This window comes from Selenomonas ruminantium AC2024 (assembly GCF_000687995.1).
Lineage (GTDB): Bacteria > Bacillota > Negativicutes > Selenomonadales > Selenomonadaceae > Selenomonas_A > Selenomonas_A ruminantium_B.
This window is the reverse complement of record NZ_JIAC01000001.1, coordinates 129,173-151,624: the sequence shown is the minus strand read 5'-3', so window position 1 is coordinate 151,624 and position 22,452 is coordinate 129,173. Positions and strand designations below refer to the sequence as shown.

General features: G+C 45.9%; 19 protein-coding genes. All 19 read left to right on the top strand.

All coding sequences use genetic code 11. The features are described from left to right. Positions 1-18: 18 nt before the first annotated feature. The 19 genes from P157_RS0100670 to P157_RS13510 all read left to right on the top strand — a co-directional run bounded on the left by P157_RS0100670 (position 19) and on the right by P157_RS13510 (position 22,400). Positions 19-1,671, top strand: coding sequence for a ShlB/FhaC/HecB family hemolysin secretion/activation protein (locus P157_RS0100670; RefSeq protein ID WP_026759315.1), 1,653 nt, complete (start codon positions 19-21; stop codon positions 1,669-1,671). 77 nt (positions 1,672-1,748) lie between these two features. Continuing rightward, the gene (locus P157_RS0100665) at positions 1,749-2,162 is read left to right on the top strand and encodes a flagellar protein (RefSeq protein WP_026759314.1); all 414 of its coding nucleotides are present in this window, start codon (positions 1,749-1,751) and stop codon (positions 2,160-2,162) included. 190 nt (positions 2,163-2,352) lie between these two features. Beyond that, on the top strand, positions 2,353-2,631 hold the full coding sequence (gene flgM, locus P157_RS0100660; protein ID WP_037354261.1) for a flagellar biosynthesis anti-sigma factor FlgM: 279 nt from the start codon (positions 2,353-2,355) through the stop codon (positions 2,629-2,631). A gap of 25 nt (positions 2,632-2,656) precedes the next feature. Then, positions 2,657-3,139, top strand: a complete 483-nt coding sequence (locus tag P157_RS0100655) for a flagellar protein FlgN (protein WP_026759312.1) — start codon at positions 2,657-2,659, stop codon at positions 3,137-3,139. Between the two features lie 21 nt (positions 3,140-3,160). Beyond that, complete coding sequence (locus P157_RS0100650; protein ID WP_026759311.1) at positions 3,161-3,628, top strand: hypothetical protein; 468 nt, start codon at positions 3,161-3,163, stop codon at positions 3,626-3,628. A gap of 55 nt (positions 3,629-3,683) precedes the next feature. Then, positions 3,684-5,447 (top strand): flagellar hook-associated protein FlgK, encoded by a 1,764-nt coding sequence (gene flgK / locus P157_RS0100645; protein ID WP_026759310.1) that lies wholly within the window; start codon positions 3,684-3,686, stop codon positions 5,445-5,447. A gap of 27 nt (positions 5,448-5,474) precedes the next feature. Next, positions 5,475-6,803 (top strand): flagellar hook-associated protein 3, encoded by a 1,329-nt coding sequence (locus tag P157_RS0100640; RefSeq protein ID WP_026759309.1) that lies wholly within the window; start codon positions 5,475-5,477, stop codon positions 6,801-6,803. A gap of 91 nt (positions 6,804-6,894) precedes the next feature. After that, a complete protein-coding gene (locus P157_RS0100635) occupies positions 6,895-7,491 on the top strand; it encodes a DUF6470 family protein (protein ID WP_230578421.1) in 597 nt (198 codons plus the stop codon). 31 nt (positions 7,492-7,522) lie between these two features. Beyond that, positions 7,523-7,969, top strand: a complete 447-nt coding sequence (gene fliW / locus P157_RS0100630) for a flagellar assembly protein FliW (RefSeq protein ID WP_026759307.1) — start codon at positions 7,523-7,525, stop codon at positions 7,967-7,969. After that, a complete protein-coding gene (gene csrA / locus P157_RS0100625) occupies positions 7,969-8,196 on the top strand; it encodes a carbon storage regulator CsrA (RefSeq protein WP_026759306.1) in 228 nt (75 codons plus the stop codon). Before fliW ends, csrA begins: the two co-directional genes overlap by 1 nt. 39 nt (positions 8,197-8,235) lie before the next feature. Beyond that, entirely contained in the window at positions 8,236-8,670 is a 435-nt protein-coding gene (locus P157_RS0100620) for a flagellar protein FlaG (protein WP_037368045.1), read from the top strand. Between the two features lie 13 nt (positions 8,671-8,683). Beyond that, complete coding sequence (gene fliD, locus P157_RS0100615) at positions 8,684-10,798, top strand: flagellar filament capping protein FliD (protein WP_026759304.1); 2,115 nt, start codon at positions 8,684-8,686, stop codon at positions 10,796-10,798. Between the two features lie 28 nt (positions 10,799-10,826). Further along, positions 10,827-11,240: a flagellar export chaperone FliS gene (gene fliS, locus P157_RS0100610; RefSeq protein ID WP_026759303.1), complete on the top strand. Its 414-nt coding sequence runs from the start codon at positions 10,827-10,829 to the stop codon at positions 11,238-11,240. After that, entirely contained in the window at positions 11,230-11,589 is a 360-nt protein-coding gene (locus tag P157_RS0100605) for a hypothetical protein (protein WP_026759302.1), read from the top strand. The genes fliS and P157_RS0100605 overlap by 11 nt, the downstream gene beginning before the upstream one ends. A 207-nt stretch (positions 11,590-11,796) precedes the next feature. Further along, on the top strand, positions 11,797-13,104 hold the full coding sequence (locus tag P157_RS0100600; RefSeq protein ID WP_026759301.1) for a flagellin: 1,308 nt from the start codon (positions 11,797-11,799) through the stop codon (positions 13,102-13,104). A 134-nt stretch (positions 13,105-13,238) separates the two neighbouring features. Then, a complete protein-coding gene (locus tag P157_RS14745) occupies positions 13,239-16,082 on the top strand; it encodes a glycosyltransferase family 2 protein (protein WP_051598425.1) in 2,844 nt (947 codons plus the stop codon). Then, complete coding sequence (locus tag P157_RS13520) at positions 16,079-17,548, top strand: glycosyltransferase family 2 protein (RefSeq protein ID WP_051598423.1); 1,470 nt, start codon at positions 16,079-16,081, stop codon at positions 17,546-17,548. Before P157_RS14745 ends, P157_RS13520 begins: the two co-directional genes overlap by 4 nt. Further along, complete coding sequence (locus P157_RS13515) at positions 17,545-20,916, top strand: hypothetical protein (RefSeq protein ID WP_051598421.1); 3,372 nt, start codon at positions 17,545-17,547, stop codon at positions 20,914-20,916. The genes P157_RS13520 and P157_RS13515 overlap by 4 nt, the downstream gene beginning before the upstream one ends. Next, positions 20,916-22,400, top strand: coding sequence for a hypothetical protein (locus P157_RS13510; RefSeq protein WP_072000133.1), 1,485 nt, complete (start codon positions 20,916-20,918; stop codon positions 22,398-22,400). The genes P157_RS13515 and P157_RS13510 overlap by 1 nt, the downstream gene beginning before the upstream one ends. The last annotated feature ends 52 nt before the right edge of the window (positions 22,401-22,452 follow it).

The window sequence follows — 22,452 nt, the reverse complement described above, 5'->3', positions numbered from 1 at the left end:
TGAGGTGAGATATACAGCATGAAGAAACCAAGGCAACTAAAAATTGCAGCAGGATTTACAGCAGCTGTTATAACTTTAGGAGGCGGCGTGGCGGGGGCTGCGCCTGCTCTCTCGCAACCAGGACAGGAGGTAAATCAGGAACTTCCACGTCCCGAAGCAGAAGTGCAGAATACTACACCGGATAAACCAAAAGGGGAAAAGCCGGTGGAATTTACCATTACGAACTTTCGGATGGAGGCACCTGATCTGTATCTGGATAAGGGGGAATTAACGAAGATTTTGCAGGATGGCATGGGCGAGAAACGCACAATGGTGGAGTTAAATGCCACTTTGGCGGAGCTCACCCGCTATTGCCGTCAACACGGCTATCCGGCAGCTGCTGCATACGTGCCAGCTCAGGAAAGTTCTGATGGCATGATTGTTATCCGGGTTATCCCTGGCCGTTACGGTGAAATAAAAATTGATAACCGCAGTAAGCTAAAAGAAAGCGTGGCAAAAGGTTTTGTTAACGGCTTGAAGTCTGGCGAGATTATCCGTACAGGGAAACTGGAAACTACGCTGTATTCCATTTCCGATGTGAGTGGTACGAAGGCCGTTGGTGTTTTGAGCCCTGGCAAGGATTTTGGTACCAGCGACCTTACTGTGCGAATCGAGAAGGGCAAGGGTAGCAATACTGTACTTTATGTGGAAAATTATGGCAGTGAAGACACGGGGCGATATCGTTATGGCTTGCAGCATAATATTTATGATGTCAGCGGTAATGGTGATAAGGTTAGTGTTGGGACGCTTATTTCCAATAAAGGAATGCACAATTACTATGCTAATTATGAAACCATTGTGGGCCGGGGAGGAACTACTTTAGGCCTTGGCTTTAGCCGAATGGATTATGAGACGGGGTTAGGAGCTATGGGGATGGAAGGTAAAGCTGAGACCATCAGTCTTTATGGGCACCGTTCACTCTACCATTTGACTCGCAGCGGCTTGACGTTTAATTATGGTTACAACTACCGTAGATTGACCGATGAAATGATGCGAGGGGCTTTCACAACGGAGAAACACACCCACAGCGTTTATGTTGGCTTGGAGGGGTTTGAGCGTCGTAAAGGGGCAATCCTCAATTATTCGGGGAAAATAACCACCGGTACGTTAGGCTTGGATTCTGAGAATGCACGAATGCTTTATGACAGTGCGAAAGGGCGCTATACGAAGGCTGAGGCTAATGTTACGGCAGTACAGCGGTTAGGCAATAGAGCCGATGTACTGGTAAAGGGCTCGGCACAGATAGCCAGTCAAAATCTGGATGGCTCCGAGCGCATGTATCTTGGCGGGGCTAACGGTGTCCGCGCATATCCGCAGGGCGAAGGCTCCGGGGATGAAGGCATTATGGGGACAGTGGAGACACGTTTCTATACCAAGGTGCCCGGACTGGTTTTCAGCACTTACTTTGATATGGGTCATGTGCGCTTCCGTAAGGATGATATGCCTTACTTCCCTGGCAGCAAGGAGACAGGGATGACATTAAAAGGCTGGGGCGTAGGACTTTCTTACACCAAGCCCAACGATTGGTTTGCCCGCCTTGATTACGCCCGCCGTATTGGCGGCGACCCCAATCTCAGCGAGAAGGCCAAGGCGAATGGACGCGTCTGGTTTATGTTGGGAAAAATTTGGTAAACCTGGCAGGAGATTCATAGGATAACCGCGAATAAACTCACTAATCGAGATAATAACACGTCCAAGGAGTGAGAAATATGGCTGGAAAAATCAAGAATTGTCCCATGTGCGGCAAGTTGTTCAACGATACAGGCCATAAGGTTTGTATGGATTGCTATGATCAGATTTTGGAAAAAGAGCGGGAAGTAGTGGCGTATGTCCGCGACCATCGCGGGGCCAAAATCCCTGAGATTTGCGAAGCTACAGGTGCTCCGGCGGGCATGATTAAGAAAATGATTCGCGAAGGCCGCTTTGAGCAGATTGGCGTGAAGATGACCTATCCTTGTGAGAAGTGCGGTGCGCCCATTATCTCCGGTAAGATTTGCCAGCAGTGCGAGGAAAAGGCTCGTTCCGAACTGCAGAAGCAGGCTTCCCTGCAAGCTGCTGCCCGCCAGATGGCCAAGGTTGACCAGAACCGTGGTCAGGGCTTCCGTTCGAAAGAACGTGATTAAAATATGGAATTGCTCATTATAGTTGATAATGGGCGAAAACCGGCGGATTTTAATGATAATCTAACATAATAGTGAATAATGACCAAAAAGCAGGAATTAAGTTTCCTGCTTTTTTTGTCGATAGTTCAATCAGAAGATACTCTGTAACTTCAGAAGATGTGAGGAAATTCATTAACAGGTGGTGAAAAAGATGATTATCAATGGCAATGTGCAGGCTGTAGCCGGGGCTTATAGCGTAAGTTCTGCAGGCGGCGTGAAGCGGGCGGCCAGTGCCCGGGAAGTGGAAAAGAGCGATGAAGTGCTTTTGTCCCATGAAGGGCAGAGCTTTAGCAGCATGCTTCAAAAACTCCAGAGCATGGACGATGTCCGTGGCGAAAAGGTGCAGAACCTCAGCGCGAAAGTCGCAGACGGTAGCTACAACGTATCGGGCGAGAATATTGCCGCCAGTCTCTTAGGCGTGCGCTTCTAAAATTTAAGGCGGGAGGAAATTTTTCATGTGGCAGGATTTTGCAAATACCTTGAATGAGTTGAACAAGACTTACAAAACATTGATTGAACTTGGCAAGAAGAAACATCAGGCACTGGTGCTGGTGGACATGAAAACCATGGAAGCCTTGCTCCCGCAGGAAGAGAAATTAACTGCGACGATTGCGCAACTGGAAAAGAACCGGCAAAATGTATTGCTGAAATTGGCTGCGACCTCCGAGAAGCTGGGACCCGATTCCAAGATGACGGATATCCTGAAACTCGCCCCGGCAGGGAAAACGCAGGAACTCTTGCAGAAACTTTATGCGATGCTGCAGGCAACTGTGCAGGAGGCCAGGGAACTCAGCGAGAACAATGCGGTGCTAATTCGCGCCGCGATGAATGCGGCAGCTTATCATTTGAACCGTATCGGCGGTGCAACTGTGGAGCCGGCCTACGGGAAAGGCGGCGAAGTGGTGAGCCACCGCAAGAATTTTGACTACAATGCTTGACCCAAAACAGGAGATACAGAAATGGACGAAGTCGTACGTTTGCTGAGGGAGCAGATTCTCATCAGCAACAGATGTTTGGAAAAATTAAAAGCAATAAAAAACACCATTCAGGCGGAAAATAAGGGTGCCAATATCGTGGCAGCCGTACAGGAAATGGAGCCAGTGCTGCTCGAACTGGGAAAATTAGAGAAACAGAAACGGGAATTTTTGCAGGGAAAGAAATCCTCATCACTGCAAGCGGTGCTGGCGAAAATACCGGATTCGGAGGCCAGGGGAATTGCCGTGCATCTGTTGCATCGGGCACAGGAAGTTGAAGATACTCTGGCAAGGGAAGTGATGGCGACCCGTCTTTTGCTGGAGAAGGGCAAGCAGTATGTGGACTTCCATATCAATGTGCTAACCCGGACTGTGGCCAGCGATACCTATAATCAGGATGCTGCAGCAGGTGAGAGCCGGCGGGAAATCAAGATGTTTGATTCCAGCGTTTGATGGTCAGGACAAGTTTTGGCAGGATAAACAAGAAAGGATTAATAGGTGAAATATCATGCGTTCTACGTTTTCCGGACTTAATACCATGGTGCGCGGCGTGTTCGCCAACCAGTTGTCCCTCGATACCGTCGGCCACAATATCACCAATGCGTCTACGGAAGGTTATTCCCGCCAGGCCGTGAACCAGGCGGCTACCAGAGCACTGGAAGTGCCGTCCATCTATGGCGGCGTGCTGGTCGGCACGGGCGTCGATGCACTGTCCATTCAGCGTGCCCGCAATATCTATGCCGATAAACAGTACTGGGCAGAGACTTCCACCCATGAATACTACAAGGCGGCACAGGTGAACTATGATAAATTGGAAGCTATTTTTGATGATTCGGATAAAACTGGCGTAAAGACGGCCATGGATTTATTTTACCGGGCTTGGAGTGATTTATCTACGAATGCTTCTACGGACAGTAATCGTGTAACCGTTATAGAGAAAGGCAATATCTTCATCGACAAGATGACTACAGCAGCTGCACAACTGCAGGATCAGATTAATGCTCAATATGACGATATTCGGGTGCATTTAAATACGATAAATGACATCAACGACCAAATCGTTGAGTTGAATAAAAATATTATGGGAGCTGAAGCTGTGGGAGCACAGGCCAATGACTTGCGCGACCAGCGTGACCTTTTGGTGGATAAGCTCTCCACATATATGAACCTCAATGTATATGAAGATGACAAGGGAATGTACACCATTGTGTCTAATGGTATCTCCATGGTCAATGGCATCAATAAGTTGACGTTGGAAATGTCTGATCCTTATGCCAATGCGGATTATGGTCTCAATGATTATACCATTCAGATTAAGGAGTCTGGCATTGCCTTTATTCCTCAGAATGGAGCATTAAAGGCGGAGTTGGATACCATTGCAGAGGATAAGGGCTACATAGACAGCTTGGCTGATATGGCTGCTTTTATGATGACTACATTCAATTCCATGCATCAGCAAGGGGTAGGGATTGACGGAACGGACAGCGATATTGGTACATATAACAACACTACACCGTACACAGGTCCCACGTATGGAATCAACTTCTTTGGCGATAATAATACTGCTTATGTTTGGGATGCGACCAATAGTTGTGTGGTAGCTACAGAATATACATATGCATCTATTACACGTTCCCTTGCTTATAATACAACAACAGTAAATGGTACCGTAGTTCGGACGCCTGAAGTGCAAATTACTGGTACAGTAAACAGCACTACTAACCTAAAAGGCATGAATATTATTAACGCTATGCGTATTAATAGTAAGCTTACAGAGGCTGGCGGGACAAGCTTGGTGGCGGCTCGCAAATTATCTGTGGAACAGGATGTCAACAGTAGTGGTACATATTTAACAACATATAGTGTAAAGACTGATGGGACGAAAGATGGTACTAATGCTGTTAACCTGAGTTCATTATTTAATTTGGCTTCTGACAATGTGAGCACTACGGCTACAGTGACTTATAGCGGCACGACAGTGAATATGAATAACCGTTCGATTCATGATATTTCCCTAAATGCGTATTATCAGTCGGTTATGAGTCAGTTGGGAACGGATGCAGCGTCTGTGGATACTAAAGAAAGTGCGCAGGACGATTTGATTACTCAAATTGTCAACTGGAGATCCTCTACATCTGGAGTGGATTGGAATGAGGAACTCACCAATATGATTACTTTCCAGAAAGGTTATAGTGCCTGCTCTCGGTGTCTGACCACTATGGATGAAATGCTGGACAGGCTCATAAACAGCACCGGCGTAGTTGGCCGTTAATTTACATAGCAAATGAGGTGAAATAAAATGTCCATTCGTGTAAGCAGCAATCAGATGGTCTACGGTTATCAGAAACAGTTAAACGATGCCAATACTCGCCAGACTAGTCTGTTAGAACAAGGGGATGGCAGTAAATTACATCGTCCCTCAGATAATCCTGTGGATTATTCGAAATTTATCCGCTATGATACTTCGCTTAATGAGAATGAACAGTATACCAATAATGTCAATACGGGGCTGGCCTGGATGAAGACTTCCGATGCGGCACTAGTAAATATGACTGCCATTCAAACCACTTTTAAGGAAAAGACTATTGCTGCTGCAAATGATACGAACAATCTTACGGATATGCAGGCTATCGGCAAGGAAATGATGGCGGAGATTCAGGAAATCGTATCTTTGGGCAATACTATGCAAGGGGATAGCTACGTATTTGGAGGTCAGACGGATTTGACCAAACCATTTGAACTGTCCGATAAATTATTCGAAAGAGGTACGACTAAGACTTTGGATGAAACCCAGCAAAGTTTTTTCTCAGGCACCAACGGTGTGGAGGAGACAGGAACTTTGCGTCAGATGTTATCACTAAAAGGTAGTGATGGTAATACTTATTATCTAAATACGAAAGATGGCAGTGTTTATAGCAAAAAATTTATGGATGATGGCTATAAGGATAAATTAGCTGCTGGTCAGACAACTGTGCAATCGGGAGATGCAGCAGGGACAGTTAGTGGTTGGGGAGGATCTACAGATGTTGCCAAGTACTTTGATAATAAAGGCGTGATTAATGCAGCTGGTACTAGCTTTAGTGCAAATATAACGGTGGATGGTGCAAGTGTTACTTTGGAATTCGAGACAATAGAGCAGCAGATTGCTTCTTTCAATGGGGACAATAAATATGTTTCTATGGTAAAGAAAAATGGAACCACCGAGCCAACTGCTGATACGGTCAATGCTACAGCAAAAGAGATTTTTGGCATGGATATCTTTGATGATCCCGCTTCTGGTAATGCGCCATCTGGTACGGCCATGCTAAATGAAATGATTACCGTTCATGCTAAGGTGGTAGGAGATGATCATATTTGGTTGGATACGGATGGTGTTACAATTGCTGATGAAGCTCATGCTCAAACAGTAAAGACAGAGACCAAGCTAGGGGCTCGAACTCAACTCTATAATTCCGTTAGCACGATGTTGAATACCCAGAACGAAATTATTACGGGGGACATTACCAATACGTCATCAACTGATGTGGCGAAACTGGCTGTTCAGCTGATGCAGGAGCAGACTATTTATAATATGAGCTTGTCGTTGGGGGGGAGGATTCTGCCTCAGAGTCTGGCGGATTATCTGTAAATTTTTAGGGAAATTTTAAGAAAAACATGGTAAAATAAGAGTAAGTAAAAGGATTTAGCAGGAATTTCCCAAGGAAAGGGTGAAGTAATCTATGCTAAGCAATATACCAAGGCTTAATATGCGGTTCACCCAACCCATGATTGGTATGCATACCCAGCTGGGCAAGCTGGAGGCACATTCTACTCCAGCGGAGCTGCACTCGGAGGCCAGACTGCCCCGTTCCAACAGGCACTGGACCCAGCCCTCCGTGGAAATTGACCAATACCCCAGCCGCCATGCTTATGGTTTTACAAATCACGCAGATTTTGCCCGTGAGCATGGTCAGCAGGGCTTTTCCGACTTGTCTAAGACGACTTCTCGTTGGACCCAGGAGGCTTGGGACAATGTAGAAAATAGCGGCAAGAAGGGCAAGAAGCCCGTGGAACAGCGGTATGACAGCAAGCTTCGTCAAGAGATAGAACAAAGCAAAAATTGGCATATTACGACGGAACTCATCCCCGACCCAGTGATTAAATTCCATCCTGTTGAAGCGGTGGGAGAACCGGATTTGGGGGATGTATCTATTGATATTAATGCCAAGGCTTTTGCAGAGACGAATTTTACGCCGGGCAAGGTTGAGACTTATATGCAGCAAAAGGCTGATGTAAAACGTTGGGTGACCGAAGGCAAGTACGATATTTACGCATGATGTAAATGATGTGGAAGTGGAGGCATAGCAGATGAAAAAGGTCAACACATTACGATTTGGTGAAGTAGAAGTAGCAGAAGACAAGATTGTACATTTTGCTGATGGCATACCCGCCTTTGAAGATGAACATGAATTTGTGATTGTTCCCTATGATGAGGAAAGCCCCTATGTGTTTCTGCAGTCGCTGGCAACGCCGGATTTGGCGTTTCTGATGACTATGCCCTTTGTCTTCTTCCCCGATTATGAGTTTGAGCTTGATGATGAAAATCAGGAAAAACTGAAACTTTATCGACAGGAAGATATGCTTATCTACACGCTGATTACGGTCAATAATGGCAAGGTGCAGGACATGACGGCCAATCTTATGGCTCCCGTGGTATTGAACACAGCCAATATGCAAGCCCGTCAGCTCGTACTGGACAAGAGTGGGTATACGACTAAGCATAGATTGTTTCCGGAAAATAAGGAGGAACAATAATGCTCGTACTTACTCGCAAACCTCGTCAGCAGATTATGATTGGCGACAATATCGTTATTAACGTGGTGGAAGTTCAGGGAGACAATGTTCGCATTGCTATTGAAGCACCGCGTGATATAAAGATTTATCGCGGTGAAATCTATCGCGCGATACAGGAAGAAAATCAACAAGCGGCCGCTCCGGTGCCCATGGATTTGGACTTAAGCGCCGGCCTGCCGAAAGAGTAAAATTTAGGAAAACTGGTGTGAATCTACGGAGGGATCAACATGGTAGGAAAAATTCAGGACATAGTGTCGGCCTCAATTGTGGCCGGTGCTGCGGAGCGGGTTAGTAGTACAGCAACGTCAACAGCATCACCTGAAAAGCAGGAGACAAAGGTGCAGCGTGTTGAAGATGCAAACAATGCCCCAAAGTTTAATCAGGCAGAGGAACAGGAAGATCCATTAAAGGCTCGTGAGGAAGAACGGGAGTCTATGGATGAAAAAACCGTTAGTTATATGACGGAAGAATTAAACGAACTCATGAGCAAGATTAACTGCAACCTTGAATTCCAGTATCATAAGGATGTCAATATGATGTCTGTGAGAATGCTGGACAAGAAAACCCATGAAGTAATCAAGGAAGTGCCGCCAGAGGAAATGCTGGAACAAATGGCCAAAGCTAGGGAATGGCTGGGAGCCTTCCTCGATAAGAATGCGTGAGGAGGTGTAAATTATGAGCGGTATGGGTATTTACGGCCTCTCCGGTTCGGGGATAGATGTTGATTCTATGGTTAAGATGGGGATGATGTCCAAGCAGAATCAATATGATAAGATGTATAAGCAGGAAGTTAAGAATGAGTGGATAAAAGAAGCATACGCCAGCGTCTACTCGGATCTTAATACATTCAATATGACGACGATGTCAACGTATAAGATGTCTTATACGACAAATCCTATGTCGGCAGCCAGTTCGAATACTTCAGTGGCTACGGCTACGGCCAACGCTGATGCAGCCAATATGTCCCATTCGGTTAAGGTCAATTCAGTATCTAGCAATGCTTACGTACAGTCCGAAAGTGCTATTACACGCAATAATACAAACGCACCTGTGAGTATGTACATTAAGGACGTTATTGCCGGAACTACTGAAAAAAACGCGGATGAATACAAAGCTGCTGTTGAGGCAGCTGATACAGAAGAGGCTAAAGCGGCTATACGAAATACGGTGGCTGTTTCCTTTGAGATTAGCAATGGTGATCCAAACGATAAGGATAAAACGACCAGCACGATTTCTTTTACCTATGCAGAACTCTATGACAGCAATCAGACCCTCAATGATCTGGCATCTAAAATCAAGAATGCCGGTGTCAATATGACGGCTACTTATGATTCCACCAATGATGCCTTCAGCATCTATCAGAAAGATGGTGGCGCGGATAATCAGATTGTCTTGTCGGTGAAGAATCGGACCGACGGTGAAACGGATGAAGATGGCACCATCACTGATGCTAAGGCTGATGATGCAGCACGTGCTCTGCTTAATAATCTAAATTTGGCCAAAGTAGATGGCGACTCGATGACGACGTTAGCCGAGCTGTCAGATGCTTCTGATGGCGTGAGCGCTAAGAGTGAAACGGGTGCCATGACTAGTGTGAATACGGAAGCCTATCAGAGCACGACGAAACTTAGTGACCTTGCTGCAGATGTAGCGACGAGTGGCTTGTCCTTTATGATAAATGATGGATCAGCCAGCAAGACAATCGTTTATACAGCCAGTCAGGCAGCAAATAAGACCATGGCAGACTTGGTGAAGGATATCAATAGTGCCGGTCTTGATGTTACTGCATCTTTGTCTGATGATGGCAAACTGACGCTGACGAATGCTGACAGCACGAAAGATATCACGCTTACCGTGGATGCAATGGATGAATCGGATAAAGCAGCGGCTTCACGGACACTGCTGAATACGATGTTTGCTGCGGGCCTTAACAAAGGTACGACGACAGACACATTGACGGTAGCTGGTACAAATGGTTCCGTGACGATTGATGGCAAAGATTATGCGACCACCAGCAGCAAAATCAATGTGGCTAACGTCACCTATAACGTTAGTGCGGTAGGATCTACGACGGTGTCTGTATCGCAGGATACAGATAAAATCATCGAGAACGTCAAAAAGTTCGTTGAAGATTATAATAAGATGCTGGATTCCCTGAATTCCAAATATAATGAAGTACAGTACCGTGATTACGGTGTTCTGACCAAGTCTCAGGAAAACGGGATGACACAGGATCAAATCACCAAGTGGAATGAGAAAGCTAAATCTGGGCTATTGCATCATGATCAAAATCTGGGCAAGATTATCAGTGCAATGCGTGAGGCTATCTATACGCCAGTGGATTCGGTAGACAGCAGCTATAACACCATGATGTCTATCGGTATTGAATCTTCGACTGACCGTGGTCATCTGCGTTTGGACGAGGACAAACTTAAGAAAGCCTTGGCGGCAGACCCGGATTGTGTATACCAATTGTTCGCATCCTCAGGTGATGCTGTAAATGCACAGGGTGAGCGTTATACCGATTACAATAAGGAAGGCGTAATCAATCGTATTACGGATAAGGTTAATGAAAATCTGTCCACGATGAAGAAGTATGCAGGAACGTCGTCTTCAACATCTGATGGCAGTACTCTAGGTACACTTATTCAGGAGTTGCAGACTAAAATGTCCAATTTCCAGACGATGATGAAATCTTATGAGAATATGCTTTACAAGAAATACGATGCAATGGAAATTGCTATTCAGCATATGAGTGTTTCTATGGGGTATATCACCGGCGGACAGTAAGGACGCTTGATTTTAGGGAGGCAAATATATGGTAAATAATGCAGCAGAAGCCTACAAAAGACAGCAGATTATGACGGCCACGCCGGAAGCACTCACTTTGATGCTCTATAATGGCTGCTTGAAGTTTATGAATGAGGGCAAGGATGCAATAGAGGCGAAACAGTATGAAAATGCCAATAACCTCCTGCAGCGTGCCCAACAGATTATCTCGGAATTTCGTATTACATTGAATATGGATTATGAGATATCACATCAGTTGCTGCCCCTGTATAATTATTGTTATGATCGCTTGGTAGAGGGCAATATCAAGAGCGATACTGCCATGATTCAGGAGGCGATTGATATCATAAGGGAACTGCGTGATGCTTGGGCACAGGCCATGAAGAAAGCCCGCCAGGATGGTGGCACGAAGAATGTTCAGGGTGACAGTTATGTCGGATAAAGATACGAAGGCCGCATTGAAACAGGCAAAAGCAAATTTTGAACTTTATCATATGCTGACGCAGGAACTCCTGAAGTTCATTGATAAAAATGATATTGATGAATTTCTGGAGCTGGAGGGCCAGCGTAATGATCTGGTCACCAGAATGAAGGAGCTGCCGGAAACTGAGATTTACCGCAAGACCGAGGAATGTCAGCAATTAGTGCAGCGCATTAAGCCCTTGGATATGCAAGTGATATACAAAGCCAAGGCTTGGCTGAATAAATCACGGCAGCAGAATGCAACGGTTCATGCCTATGATTTGCAAAATACCTATACTCTGGGGAATATTCTTAATAAAAAATATTAAATTTTGTAAAAAAAAGCTTAAGTATTTCCCAAACCTTACGATATATTAAGTGTAAGGCGAAAGATAATAAGCAAATCAAAATAGAGCTTCTGGTCAGCTAGCAGCCGGTTGTGAAATGTTGGTTTGCTCATTATAAAAAAGCTAACGACAGTCAGGGATGGCTGTTACATTAAATTTATTTTTCTACATTCAAGGAGGAAAAACATCATGGCAATGGTAGTAAAGAACAACATGTCGGCAATCTCTACGCTGAACACTCTGAACAAGAATGCAAATTCTCTGTCCAAGAGCCTGCAGAAAGTATCTTCTGGTATGAAGATTAACGGCGCTGCAGACGATGCTTCCGGTTACGCAATTTCCGAACGTATGCGCGTTCAGATCCGCGGCTTGGATCAGGCTAACAGCAACACCCAGAATGGTAACGCAATGATGAAAGTTGCTGAAGGTGCTGTAAGCTCCACCGTTGATATTCTGAAGACTCTGAAAGAGAAAGTTATCAACGCAGCCAACGATACCAATACTGATAGCGACCGTGCTACGATCCAGAAAGAGCTCGACCAGAGCATCGACCAGATCAACGACAACGCTAACATTACCTACAATGGCAAGCTGCTCGTTGATGGTTCTCACAACAGTGAAGTCAAAGCAACGACTACCACGATGACGAACCAGAGCCTCGCATCTGATACAACTGGTACGACGGCATTCTCTGCAATGAAGGATCGTAATGGTAACAGCTTAAACATCAACTCCATGGATAAAGTTACCATTTCCTTTGTAAAACAGGGCAAGACCTATACGACTTCTGTTAGCGCTACGAAGAACCTTTCTGACTTGCTGGTAAAGGCTAACAGCCAGCTTGGTAGTGCATTCAGCACGACGATTCAGACGGGTTCTTACATCGGTAAGGACGTTGCTGGTGATACTGTAGCTACGGCTGACACTAAGAATGCATTGTCGATTGCAGCAGGTGGTTCTTCTGTAACGAACCAGATTTCTGGTGTGACGATTTCCGTAACGAACACCAAGGGTGCTGTTCAGAAATCTGCTAATGCAGTTCTGGATAACTTCTCTGAATCCATTCGTGCGCAGAATAAGTCCACGGATAATGCGATGGTTCTGCAGGTTGGTACCAAGGCAAATCAGAGCATCAAGGTTGGCTTGACGGATATGCGTGCAGAGGCTCTTGGTCTTCAGAGCTCCTCTGGTGCCAACATCCAGATTGGTACGCAGCAGCAGGCTAATGCAGCGATCAACGTGCTTGATAACGCTGTACAGAAGGCTCTTGACCAGCAGACCACTATCGGTTCCGTTGAGTCCCGTCTCGAATACACCAGCGCTAACTTGACGACTGCATCTGAAAACGTTCAGAGCTCCGAGTCCACGATTCGTGATGCGAATATGGCTAAGGAAATGACGGAATACACGAAGAACAACGTTCTCATGCAGGCCGCTCAGTCCATGCTCGCACAGGCCAACCAGAGCAGCAGCTCGGTTCTCAGCCTGCTCCAGTAATAGAGAGTCCGATAACGGATTTTACTACACAGGTGAACGAAACCCTCTCCTTCGGGAGAGGGTTTTTGTTTGCTTTGACGAATAAATACATATGTATATACTTTTTGACAGATATCTGCATGGAGAAAAGTGCTATGAAGATTTCGGCTTGTTATATCACTAAAAATGAAGAAAAAAATCTATCTAGGTCAATAGATACTATCGCAGCTGCCGTAGATGAACTTATTGTGGTGGATACTGGGTCGACAGATAAGACACGTAATGTAGCGAAGTCCTATGGGGCCAAGGTCTATGATTATGTGTGGCAGAATGATTTTTCTGGGCCGCGGAATTTTGCTATTGAGCAGGCAACGGGCGATTATATTTTATTTATAGATGCTGACGAATACTTTTCGGCAGAAACTTGCGGCAATTTGCGTAAGGTCTTAGAAGATAATAAGGCATATGATGCTTTGCTGATAAAACGCTATGATATAGACCATAATGAAGACGATATAATGGGGGAAATTTTTGTTTTACGTGCTTTTAAGCATAAGTCGAATCTTTGCTATCAAGGGCGTATTCATGAAGAATTACGTGATGATGGGAGAATAATTAACAATATTGCAATGCTGGGGCCAGATTTATTAAAGCTCTATCATACAGGTTATGAGACTGCCGTCAATCAGGCCAAGGCAGAGAGAAATTTGCACATCTTACAGGAAGAGATAAAAGTGGCAGATAATCCCGGGCAGTACTATATGTATATGGCGGAGGCCTGTCGTGGTGTAGGGGATTATGTCGCTATGGAGCATTATGCAAGGCTGGATATTGCTCAAGGAAGAAGGCAGGTGGCCTTTGCCAGTCGCTCGTATCGGATGTTGCTGGCCTATCTAGCGGAACAGGGACGGAATACAGAACGCTATAAAATGGCAGCGGAGGCTGTTAAAGAATTTCCTGAATTACCGGAATTTTGGGCGGAGCTGGCTGCCTGTCAAGCGGAAATCTATGAATATGAAGCGGCAATTAAATCCATGACAGAAGCATTGGAGCGTGATAAGATTTTTCCGACACTGAGTCTGGAGCCTAAAGAGTTTTCAACAGATATGTCGGTGGTGGCAGCTGAGAAAATCTATGAATGGCAGGAGCTGGTTAAAGCGACAGGTAAGCTGAAGATTACAACTTGTCTAATTGCAAAAAATGAGGCACAGGAAATAGGGGCGTGGCTGGCGAATGCTGCAGTTTTTAGCGATGAAATCATCGTAGTGGATACTGGTTCTGAGGATAGGACAGTAGAAATTGCTCAAAAGGCTGGGGCAAAGGTGTTTTCTTTTGTTTGGCAGGATGATTTTGCGGCGGCCAGAAATTATGCCTTGACACAGGTAAGGGCAGAAGCCGACTGGGTGGTGTTCCTGGATGCGGATGAAACATTTTATGAGCCACAGCGTTTGCGCGGTGCTCTCGCGTATGTGGCGCAGTTTGGGTCCGATTCAGAAGGTATTCAGGTGCCTATTGTCAATGTGGATGTTGATGCTTGGGGGCGGGAGATTCAACGTTTCCGTGCTTTACGTATCTGGCGCAATAATTCGGCATTCCGCTATCAAGGTGCGATTCATGAAGCCCTTTACAATAAGTGTGGGGAAATAAAACAGTTATATATGGCGGAATTGGCTGTTTGTCACACGGGATATTCATCAGGTCGTATTCAGCAGAAACTCAATCGGAATTTGCAGCTCATTATGAAAGAGATGCAAGAAAAAGGTGAACAGCCGTTGCACTATCGCTATTTAGCAGATTGTCTCTACGGTTTGCATGAATATGAACTGGCATCTGCTTATGCGCAGAGGGCACTAGCGGCAGAGGTACCGACAATTGCCGGTGATGGTGAACTGTATCGCTTGTGGTTGCATTGTGCCCGTAAGTTAAAGCAACCAGCGGAGACGCAGTTGCATATTATCGCCACGGCACATAGCCGTGGTCTTGATGATATGGAGCTTATAGGCTGGCAAGGGATAATCTGTACAGAAATGGGTGCCTATCAGCAGGCAAAGCCGTTATTGGAGCAATTTTTACAACGTGCAACATCTCAGAATTTAACGGCTGGCAGCAATGCCGTTCAGGGGATGCTGGCAGAAGCTTATGCAGCGAAGGCTAGTTGTCATGCATATTTGGGCGAAAAAAAAGCTGCTGATGTTGCCTGGCAGCAGGCAGTAAGGGAGAATCCCTATAATGAAGAAATCTTGCATGCCTTTTATGAATGGCTGCATCTGTCACCGCAAGCTTTTTTGAAACAGGTCTTACCTTATTTTTCGGATAGGGAGCAAGGGAAGAAATATATAGCTGAATGGGCCGTGAAATTTGGTTATGGTAAGGTAATGCAGGTTTTAGCAGTGTACTTGCCACAGAATCAGCAAAAATTATTAAAGCAGTGGCTTGACGGAGATAAAGGAACAGTCGGTAAACAGGCTTGGCTCGAAGCGACAGTCTGCGTACAGGAATTATTGGCAGCATTGGTGGCTATGCCAGCGGAGAAAAGGAAGACGCAATCAGTAGATTGTCATGAATGGGCGGCAATGCTGCCACCCGGGTGGCAGCGCATAATTGGCCGTTTATACGGCTGGCAGGAACAGCTTTCAGCAGGAGATTGGCCGGATTATCTAGCTGGACTTACTGCTATACAGGGCTTTGTCGGAGACGATTCTTATCAGGAATATGCTAGACTAGCCTTGGATTTTTCCTGGGAAAAGGTCTGTGAAATTGCGGATAAATTGACAGAACAGCAGTATTGGCAAGCTGCTTATTCGCTGTTGGCTGAAATACCTAATGCGTCTATACCGGACGATGCGGCCTTTTGGTATCAGACGGGACGGTGCCTCTATCATCTGCAGGAAATGACAGCAGCAGGTGAATGCTTTGCAAGAGCCGCAGAGGCTGGCAGTCGGCAGCCGGATTTATCGGCTTATCAGGACTGGGTGGCACGAAGGGAGAGACGGCAATGAGGATTCATATTTCAGCCTGCGTGATTGTCAAAAATGAGGCAGAAAACATTGGCCGTTGGCTTGCTTCGATGTGCACAGTGGCTGATGAGATGATTGTGGTAGATACGGGCAGCAGTGATAATACAGTAGAACTAGCGCAAAAATCCGGTGCAAAAGTGTATTATTTCGAGTGGTGTAATGATTTTGCGGCTGCGAAAAATTTTGCCTTAGAAAAAGCTAAGGGCAATTGGATTTTATTTTTGGATGCAGATGAATATTTTACTCCAGAATCCCAGCCTAAAGTACGGCCGTTAATAGAGCGTTTGGAACCTAATCAAAAAATAGATGGGGTGCTTTGTCGCCTGGTAAATATTGATGTAGATGATAATAACCGTATTATGACCACGCTGGTGCAGCTACGAATGTTCCGCAATAAGCGGAATTTACGTTATAAAGGCAAGGTGCATGAGGTATTGACCTTGACTAAGGGAAATTCCTTGGAACTGGCTAATGAGATAGAGATTTACCATACGGGATATTCCACACATGTTGTGCAAGCTAAAATGCGTCGCAATCTAAAACTCATTGAGGAACGTATCGCGGCTAATGGGGGACGAAAGGAACCAATGGACGACAGATATCTGATGGATATCTGGTATGGTCTGGGAAATCCGGATAAGGCGATTGCATATGCAAAACTGTTATTGGCACAGGAAAAGTTGTCCCTGGACTTGCGCGGACGGGCCTATGAAACCTGGGCCAGCTGCTGTATTGAACATAGGTATCCAGCAGAAGAAACAGCAGCTTGTCTGCAGGCGGCTATCAGGGCTTGTCCTGATTTGGCAGAATTTCCATTGATGCGCGGTTTGTGGCGGTTTGAGCGTCGGGAGTATTTACTGGCAAAGGTGGATTTAAATCGTGGTTTGGAATTGGAAAAAGCTTATAACAAGAACAGTATAGAAGGTGTTATGGATAATGCCGCACGTTTGTTGCCTTCTGTATATTGGCGATTGGGAGAATTGGCAGAAATGCAGGGGGATGGGCAAAAAGCGCAGGATTTTTACGTACAGGGATTGCGAGCCAATCGCTACCATAGAGGGCTGTTTGCCGCGTTTTGGCGATTCCTGCGGAGACAGGGCATAGAGGCAGCTGATTCTATTGCTGTGCTTAATGCCTTATATAACAGGTGTGCTGATGCAGCATTTTTAGCCCGGCAATTGACACGGCAAAATGGCGGACTAGTTTATGTCTATTATGCTAAGCAGGCAGGGATAAATGACCAGCCAATATTGGAATGCCTAGCGGCAGGCCGCCCAGATGGTGCGGCGCAGCTGGCGGTTAAGCAGCTGAATTTTTTATATCAAATGGGAATGGCAGCGGCAGATGATAATGATTTATCAATGATGGCATTACTGCCCCAGGAGCATGAGGCAATTGACAAGGCAGCCCAACAGCTGCGAAAAGATATGAGGGAAATAAAAACATGATGACATATCGGGAAAAAAAGCAACTGTATATATGTCTCACACAGCTGATGGATGAGCGCCAGTGGGCCAAGGCCATAGAGGCCGCTGATGCCCTGCGGTCAGCAGGTATATCAGACAGGAATATGTTTCAGGCAGTACTGGCGGCTTATATTGATGGTGGTGATGCGGCAAGGGCAAAGGTGGCAGGACGGGAATATCAGCAAAAATTTCCCCTAGATGGTGTCAGCCGGTTCTATTTAGGACGGGTAGCCTTTATGAATGATGACTGGGAGACGGCGGAGGCACAGTTTACAGCGGCGTTGGCGGATAAGACTTTGGTGGGCTGGTATCGTGGAGCAGTGCATAGCATTTTGGGAACCTTATACCGCAAAACAGCTCGCGGAAAAGAAGCAGCGCAGAATTATCTAAAATCGGCGGCGTATAAGGATTTAGAGCATGGTAAGGCCACGGAGTACAGCAATTACCTGTTTAACCTGCATTATCTTAATGAATCGCAGTCTTTTATGCGGCAGGCGGCAGAAAAATATGGGGAAATACTGGCCGGATTACCACAGTATCAGCATAAGAAAAGACGTAGTAATAGTAACAAAATAAGAATTGGCTATATATCTCCGGATTTGCATTTTCATGTGGTAGCTTTTTTCAGCTATGCCTTGTTGCACGATTATGACAAGCGGCGCTTTGAAGTGTTTTGCTATACCAATTGTGAGGAAGATGGGGCCAGCCGGGAATTTCGGACAATGGTTGACCATTGGCAAAATGTACGGGGACTGCCGGATAGGAAAGTGGCAGAAATTGTCTATGGCGATAAGTTGGATATCCTAGTTGACCTTACAGGGCATACGGCCTGGGGGTTTCTGCAGACTATGGCTTATAAACCTGCACCAATACAGGTATCAGGAATAGGTTATTTTGATACCATAGGTTTGCCAGCGATTGATTACTTTTTGGCAGATTATTACACCGATCCACCGGAAAATGATAAGTATTTCGTGGAAAAGCTTCTGCGACTGCCGCATAGTCATTTCTGTTTTATGTGGCATGACAACCCGCACAGGCCGGTACCGGCGCCATTTCAAAAAAATGGCTATGTGACCTTTGGCAGTTTTAATAATTTTTCCAAGGTGTCTGATGAGATGCTGGTATTATGGAGTAAGATTTTGGCAGCGGTGCCGGACAGCAGATTGTTCCTAAAAGCGGCGATTTTTAACAATCCTTATGGGAAAAAGCTGGCTTTAGCACGTATAGAAAAGGCAGGTATTCCAAGGGAACGCTTGTTGATGGGGGAGCAGGAAGCAAAGTATCTGCGTGCCTATGATGATATGGATATTGCCTTAGATACCTATCCTTATCCCGGCGGCGGTACGACCTGTGATGCTCTGTATATGGGCGTACCAGTGATTACTCTGGTTGGCGAGCGGCATAATGCTCGTTTTGGTTATAGTTTGTTGATGAATGCCGGGGTGGGAGAACTTTGTGCCTTTTCGCCAGAAGAGTATGTGGCAAAAGCAGTAGAGCTGGCGATGGATAAAGAACGCCTGTGCAAGTATCATCAGATAATCCGGCAAATGTTGCTGGCATCTCCGGTGATGCAGGCAGCTGCTTATATGGGAGAGGTGGAACAGGTCTATACTAAAATTTACCTTGATTGGCTGGAAAATAAACAGACAGAGGCAGAACGCTGGCAAACGCAGCAGGCCGAAAAAAGCGAGCTGGCAGCAGTACAAGCATCCGGTGAGCTTGATAAGGTTGTTGAGCTTGCTGGGCGCTTGACTGCCAGATTCCCAGAAAAAGCACCAGAGGCTTGGATGGCTGGTGCTATGGCTTATGAGTCCTTGTATGATGATGCCAGAGCCTGCTGGTGGCTGCGGCAAGCTATTCTTTATGATGAAGATCATGCCGTGGAATTAGGGCGGACTTTAGCAGCCGTGGAAATGCGGCAGAAGCATTATCAGGCAGGCTATAAGACGGCTGAATCAGCCTGGCAGGAACTGAAAAAAAGGGGCGGACAGGCATCCGCTGAGTTTACGGCCAGTCTGTTGGCAATAATGGCAAATTGTGCCTTGGAAACCGGTCATGTACAGGAGGCTGTGGCATACTATAAAAGAGCTGCAGAGGCAACGGTGGATTTTAAAGACCGTTGTCATATGTATAGTTCCTGGCTGCTTGCTCAGCATAACCTGCTCTTGGATAAGGCGGCGTATGGCAAGGCGCATCTCGGTTATAACGATATATTTGCAGAGGTTAAGCCGTTACCAGTAGCGGATAAAGTGTCCAAGGAACGTAAAATTCGCATTGGTTATCTGTCCCCGGATTTTCGCCAGCAGGTGATGTTCTACTTTTATTATCAATTGCTGGGCGCACATGATAAGGAGCAGTTTGAACTGTATGCATATTCGCTTAGTATGACAAAGGATAAATTTACGGATATGGTGGAGCAGACGGTAGACCATTTTGTGGATATTACAGGTCTTTCTTACGAAGAAGCCGCCAAGAGAATCAGGCAGGATGAAATAGACATCCTTGTAGACCTGGCTGGGCATTGCGCTGATTCGGGGTTGCCCATAATGGCATGGCGGCCAGCACTTGTACAGGTATCAGGCCTTGGCTATATGTACCCGACAGGTCTGAATCAGGTAGATTATTTTCTGACTGATGGCTGGACAGATCCGGACGATTTCATGGACGATTGGCAGGATTACCATGAGGAGCCGGTGATACTTACGAGCCAGTTCTGTTATACTGGCCGCAGTGATTTATCGGAATCTGCCGAAGCACCTTGTCTGAAATGCGGATATGTCACCTTTGGGGTGTTTAACCGCTATTTAAAGATTACGGATGAGATGCTGCTAGTATGGAAGCAAATATTGGAACAGGTACCCCAAAGTCGATTATTACTTAAAAGTCAGATTTATGGTGAACCGCAGGGGAATCTTATGGCACAGGAGCGGTTACGGAATTTGGGACTGGATATGGACAGAATTATTTTGGAGCCAGCGTCTATGGATTATATGGAGCGGTATTTGGATGTGGATATTGCGTTGGATACCTTTCCTTATCCCGGAGGCGGTACGACCTGTGATGCCCTTTATATGGGGGTGCCGGTAGTTTCACTTTATGGTGAGCGGCGCGATACACGGTTTGGGCTGACGATTTTACAGAATGCCGGTTTGGGAGAATTGGCCGTATCAACTGTGGAAGATTATGTGGCTCGGGCGGTATCGCTGGCGCAGGATAAGGATCTGTTGAATATTTTACATCAGAATTTGCGGCGTATGCTCCTGCAATCACCGCTTATGGATACACGGCATTATATGGCAGAAGTGGAAGAGGCTTATCGGCTGATGCTGACAAAGGTGGGAAGATAATGGACTTAGGGCGATTAGATGAACGTTATAAGCCAGTGTTGAATCTGCTTAGGCAGGAGGCACCACAGCAAGCATTGGACAGGTTAAACCAAATGGTGCAGGAGGTGGGCTATGCCCCGGATGAGGAATGGCGTATCCTGCAGTATTACAGCCAGTGCTATTATAAGCTATTTGATAAGCAGAAATGCCGGGCGTATTCCTGGGCAGCCTTGCAGCATAGTGAAGGCCAGCCGTTTCGTATTCAGCAGTTGGAATTCAGCGATTATCTGTTTATGCTGCATTATTACCCGGAAGTGACTGATACTGAATTGCGGGAACTACATTTTATGTATGATCGATTTACGCAGACGGTGGAGCAGTATAGGCATAAAGTTAACCATCACCAGCATAAGCAACTTAGGATTGGCTATCTGGCTTGTGAGTTTACGGATAACGTGGTCAGTCGCTTTACGATACCACTGTTAATAGCGTATGACAGAGATAGGTTTGAGGTATACTGTTACCAGCTTGGCGAAGGCCGGGATTGGCTGACAGATGAAATAGAGAAACAGGTAAAGGTTCTGCGTCGTTATCCACGCAATAGTGAGTTGAGCCGGGTGGCTGCGGATATATATGCTGATGAAGTCGATATCCTGTTTGATTTTGATGTACACGCTTCTGGCGGCCGGACTATGGCGGTTATGAGTTATCGCCCAGCACCTGTGCAGGTGGCGGGGATTGGCTATATGAGCACCTCAGGCTCATCAGCGGTAGATTACTTTTTGGGTGATGCTTATTGCGACCCTTCGGGGCTTCATGATGAGGATTTTCGAGAGGAGATTTGGCGGCTGCCTCATTCGCATTTCTGTTATACGCCATCAGCAAGAGTATTGGCCGTAAAAAAGAAATATCAGCTCCATGAACCAATTATCTTTGGCAGTTTTAATAATTTCTTAAAGTTAAATGATGAAATGCTGGAGGCCTGGCTGGCAATTATCCGGCAGGTGCCGGGTAGTAAAATCCTGCTTAAAAATTCCAGCCATAAGACTAATGCACTGAAGATAGTTGGGCGGAAGTTGAGAAGTCTTGGCTTTAAACCGAAGGAATATATTCTGGAAGATGCGACAGAGGATTATTTGGAACGCTATCTTGATGTGGACATACTGTTGGACACTTATCCATATACAGGTGGTGGTACGACTTGTGAAGCTCTGTATATGGGCGTGCCAGTGGTGACGCGCTATGGGCGAAGGCATGGGCAGCGGTTCAGCTATGGTATTTTACAGAATATTGGCTTAGGGGAACTGGCTTGTGCAACTTTTGCGGAATATATAGCCAAAGCTGTGGCCTTGGCTATGGATAAGGATTTGCTGCAGGCACTGCATCAACAAATCCCTCAACTGATGCAGGAGTCCCCCTTAATGAATGGGGCTGCCTATGTACAAGCGGTGGAGGATATGTACCGGGGAATATGGGCAAAGTGGCTTAATGGCAGGAACAAATAGTTTTTTGGCGAATATTGAATATAAAAGATTGAAGAATAAAAAAATTAGGAAG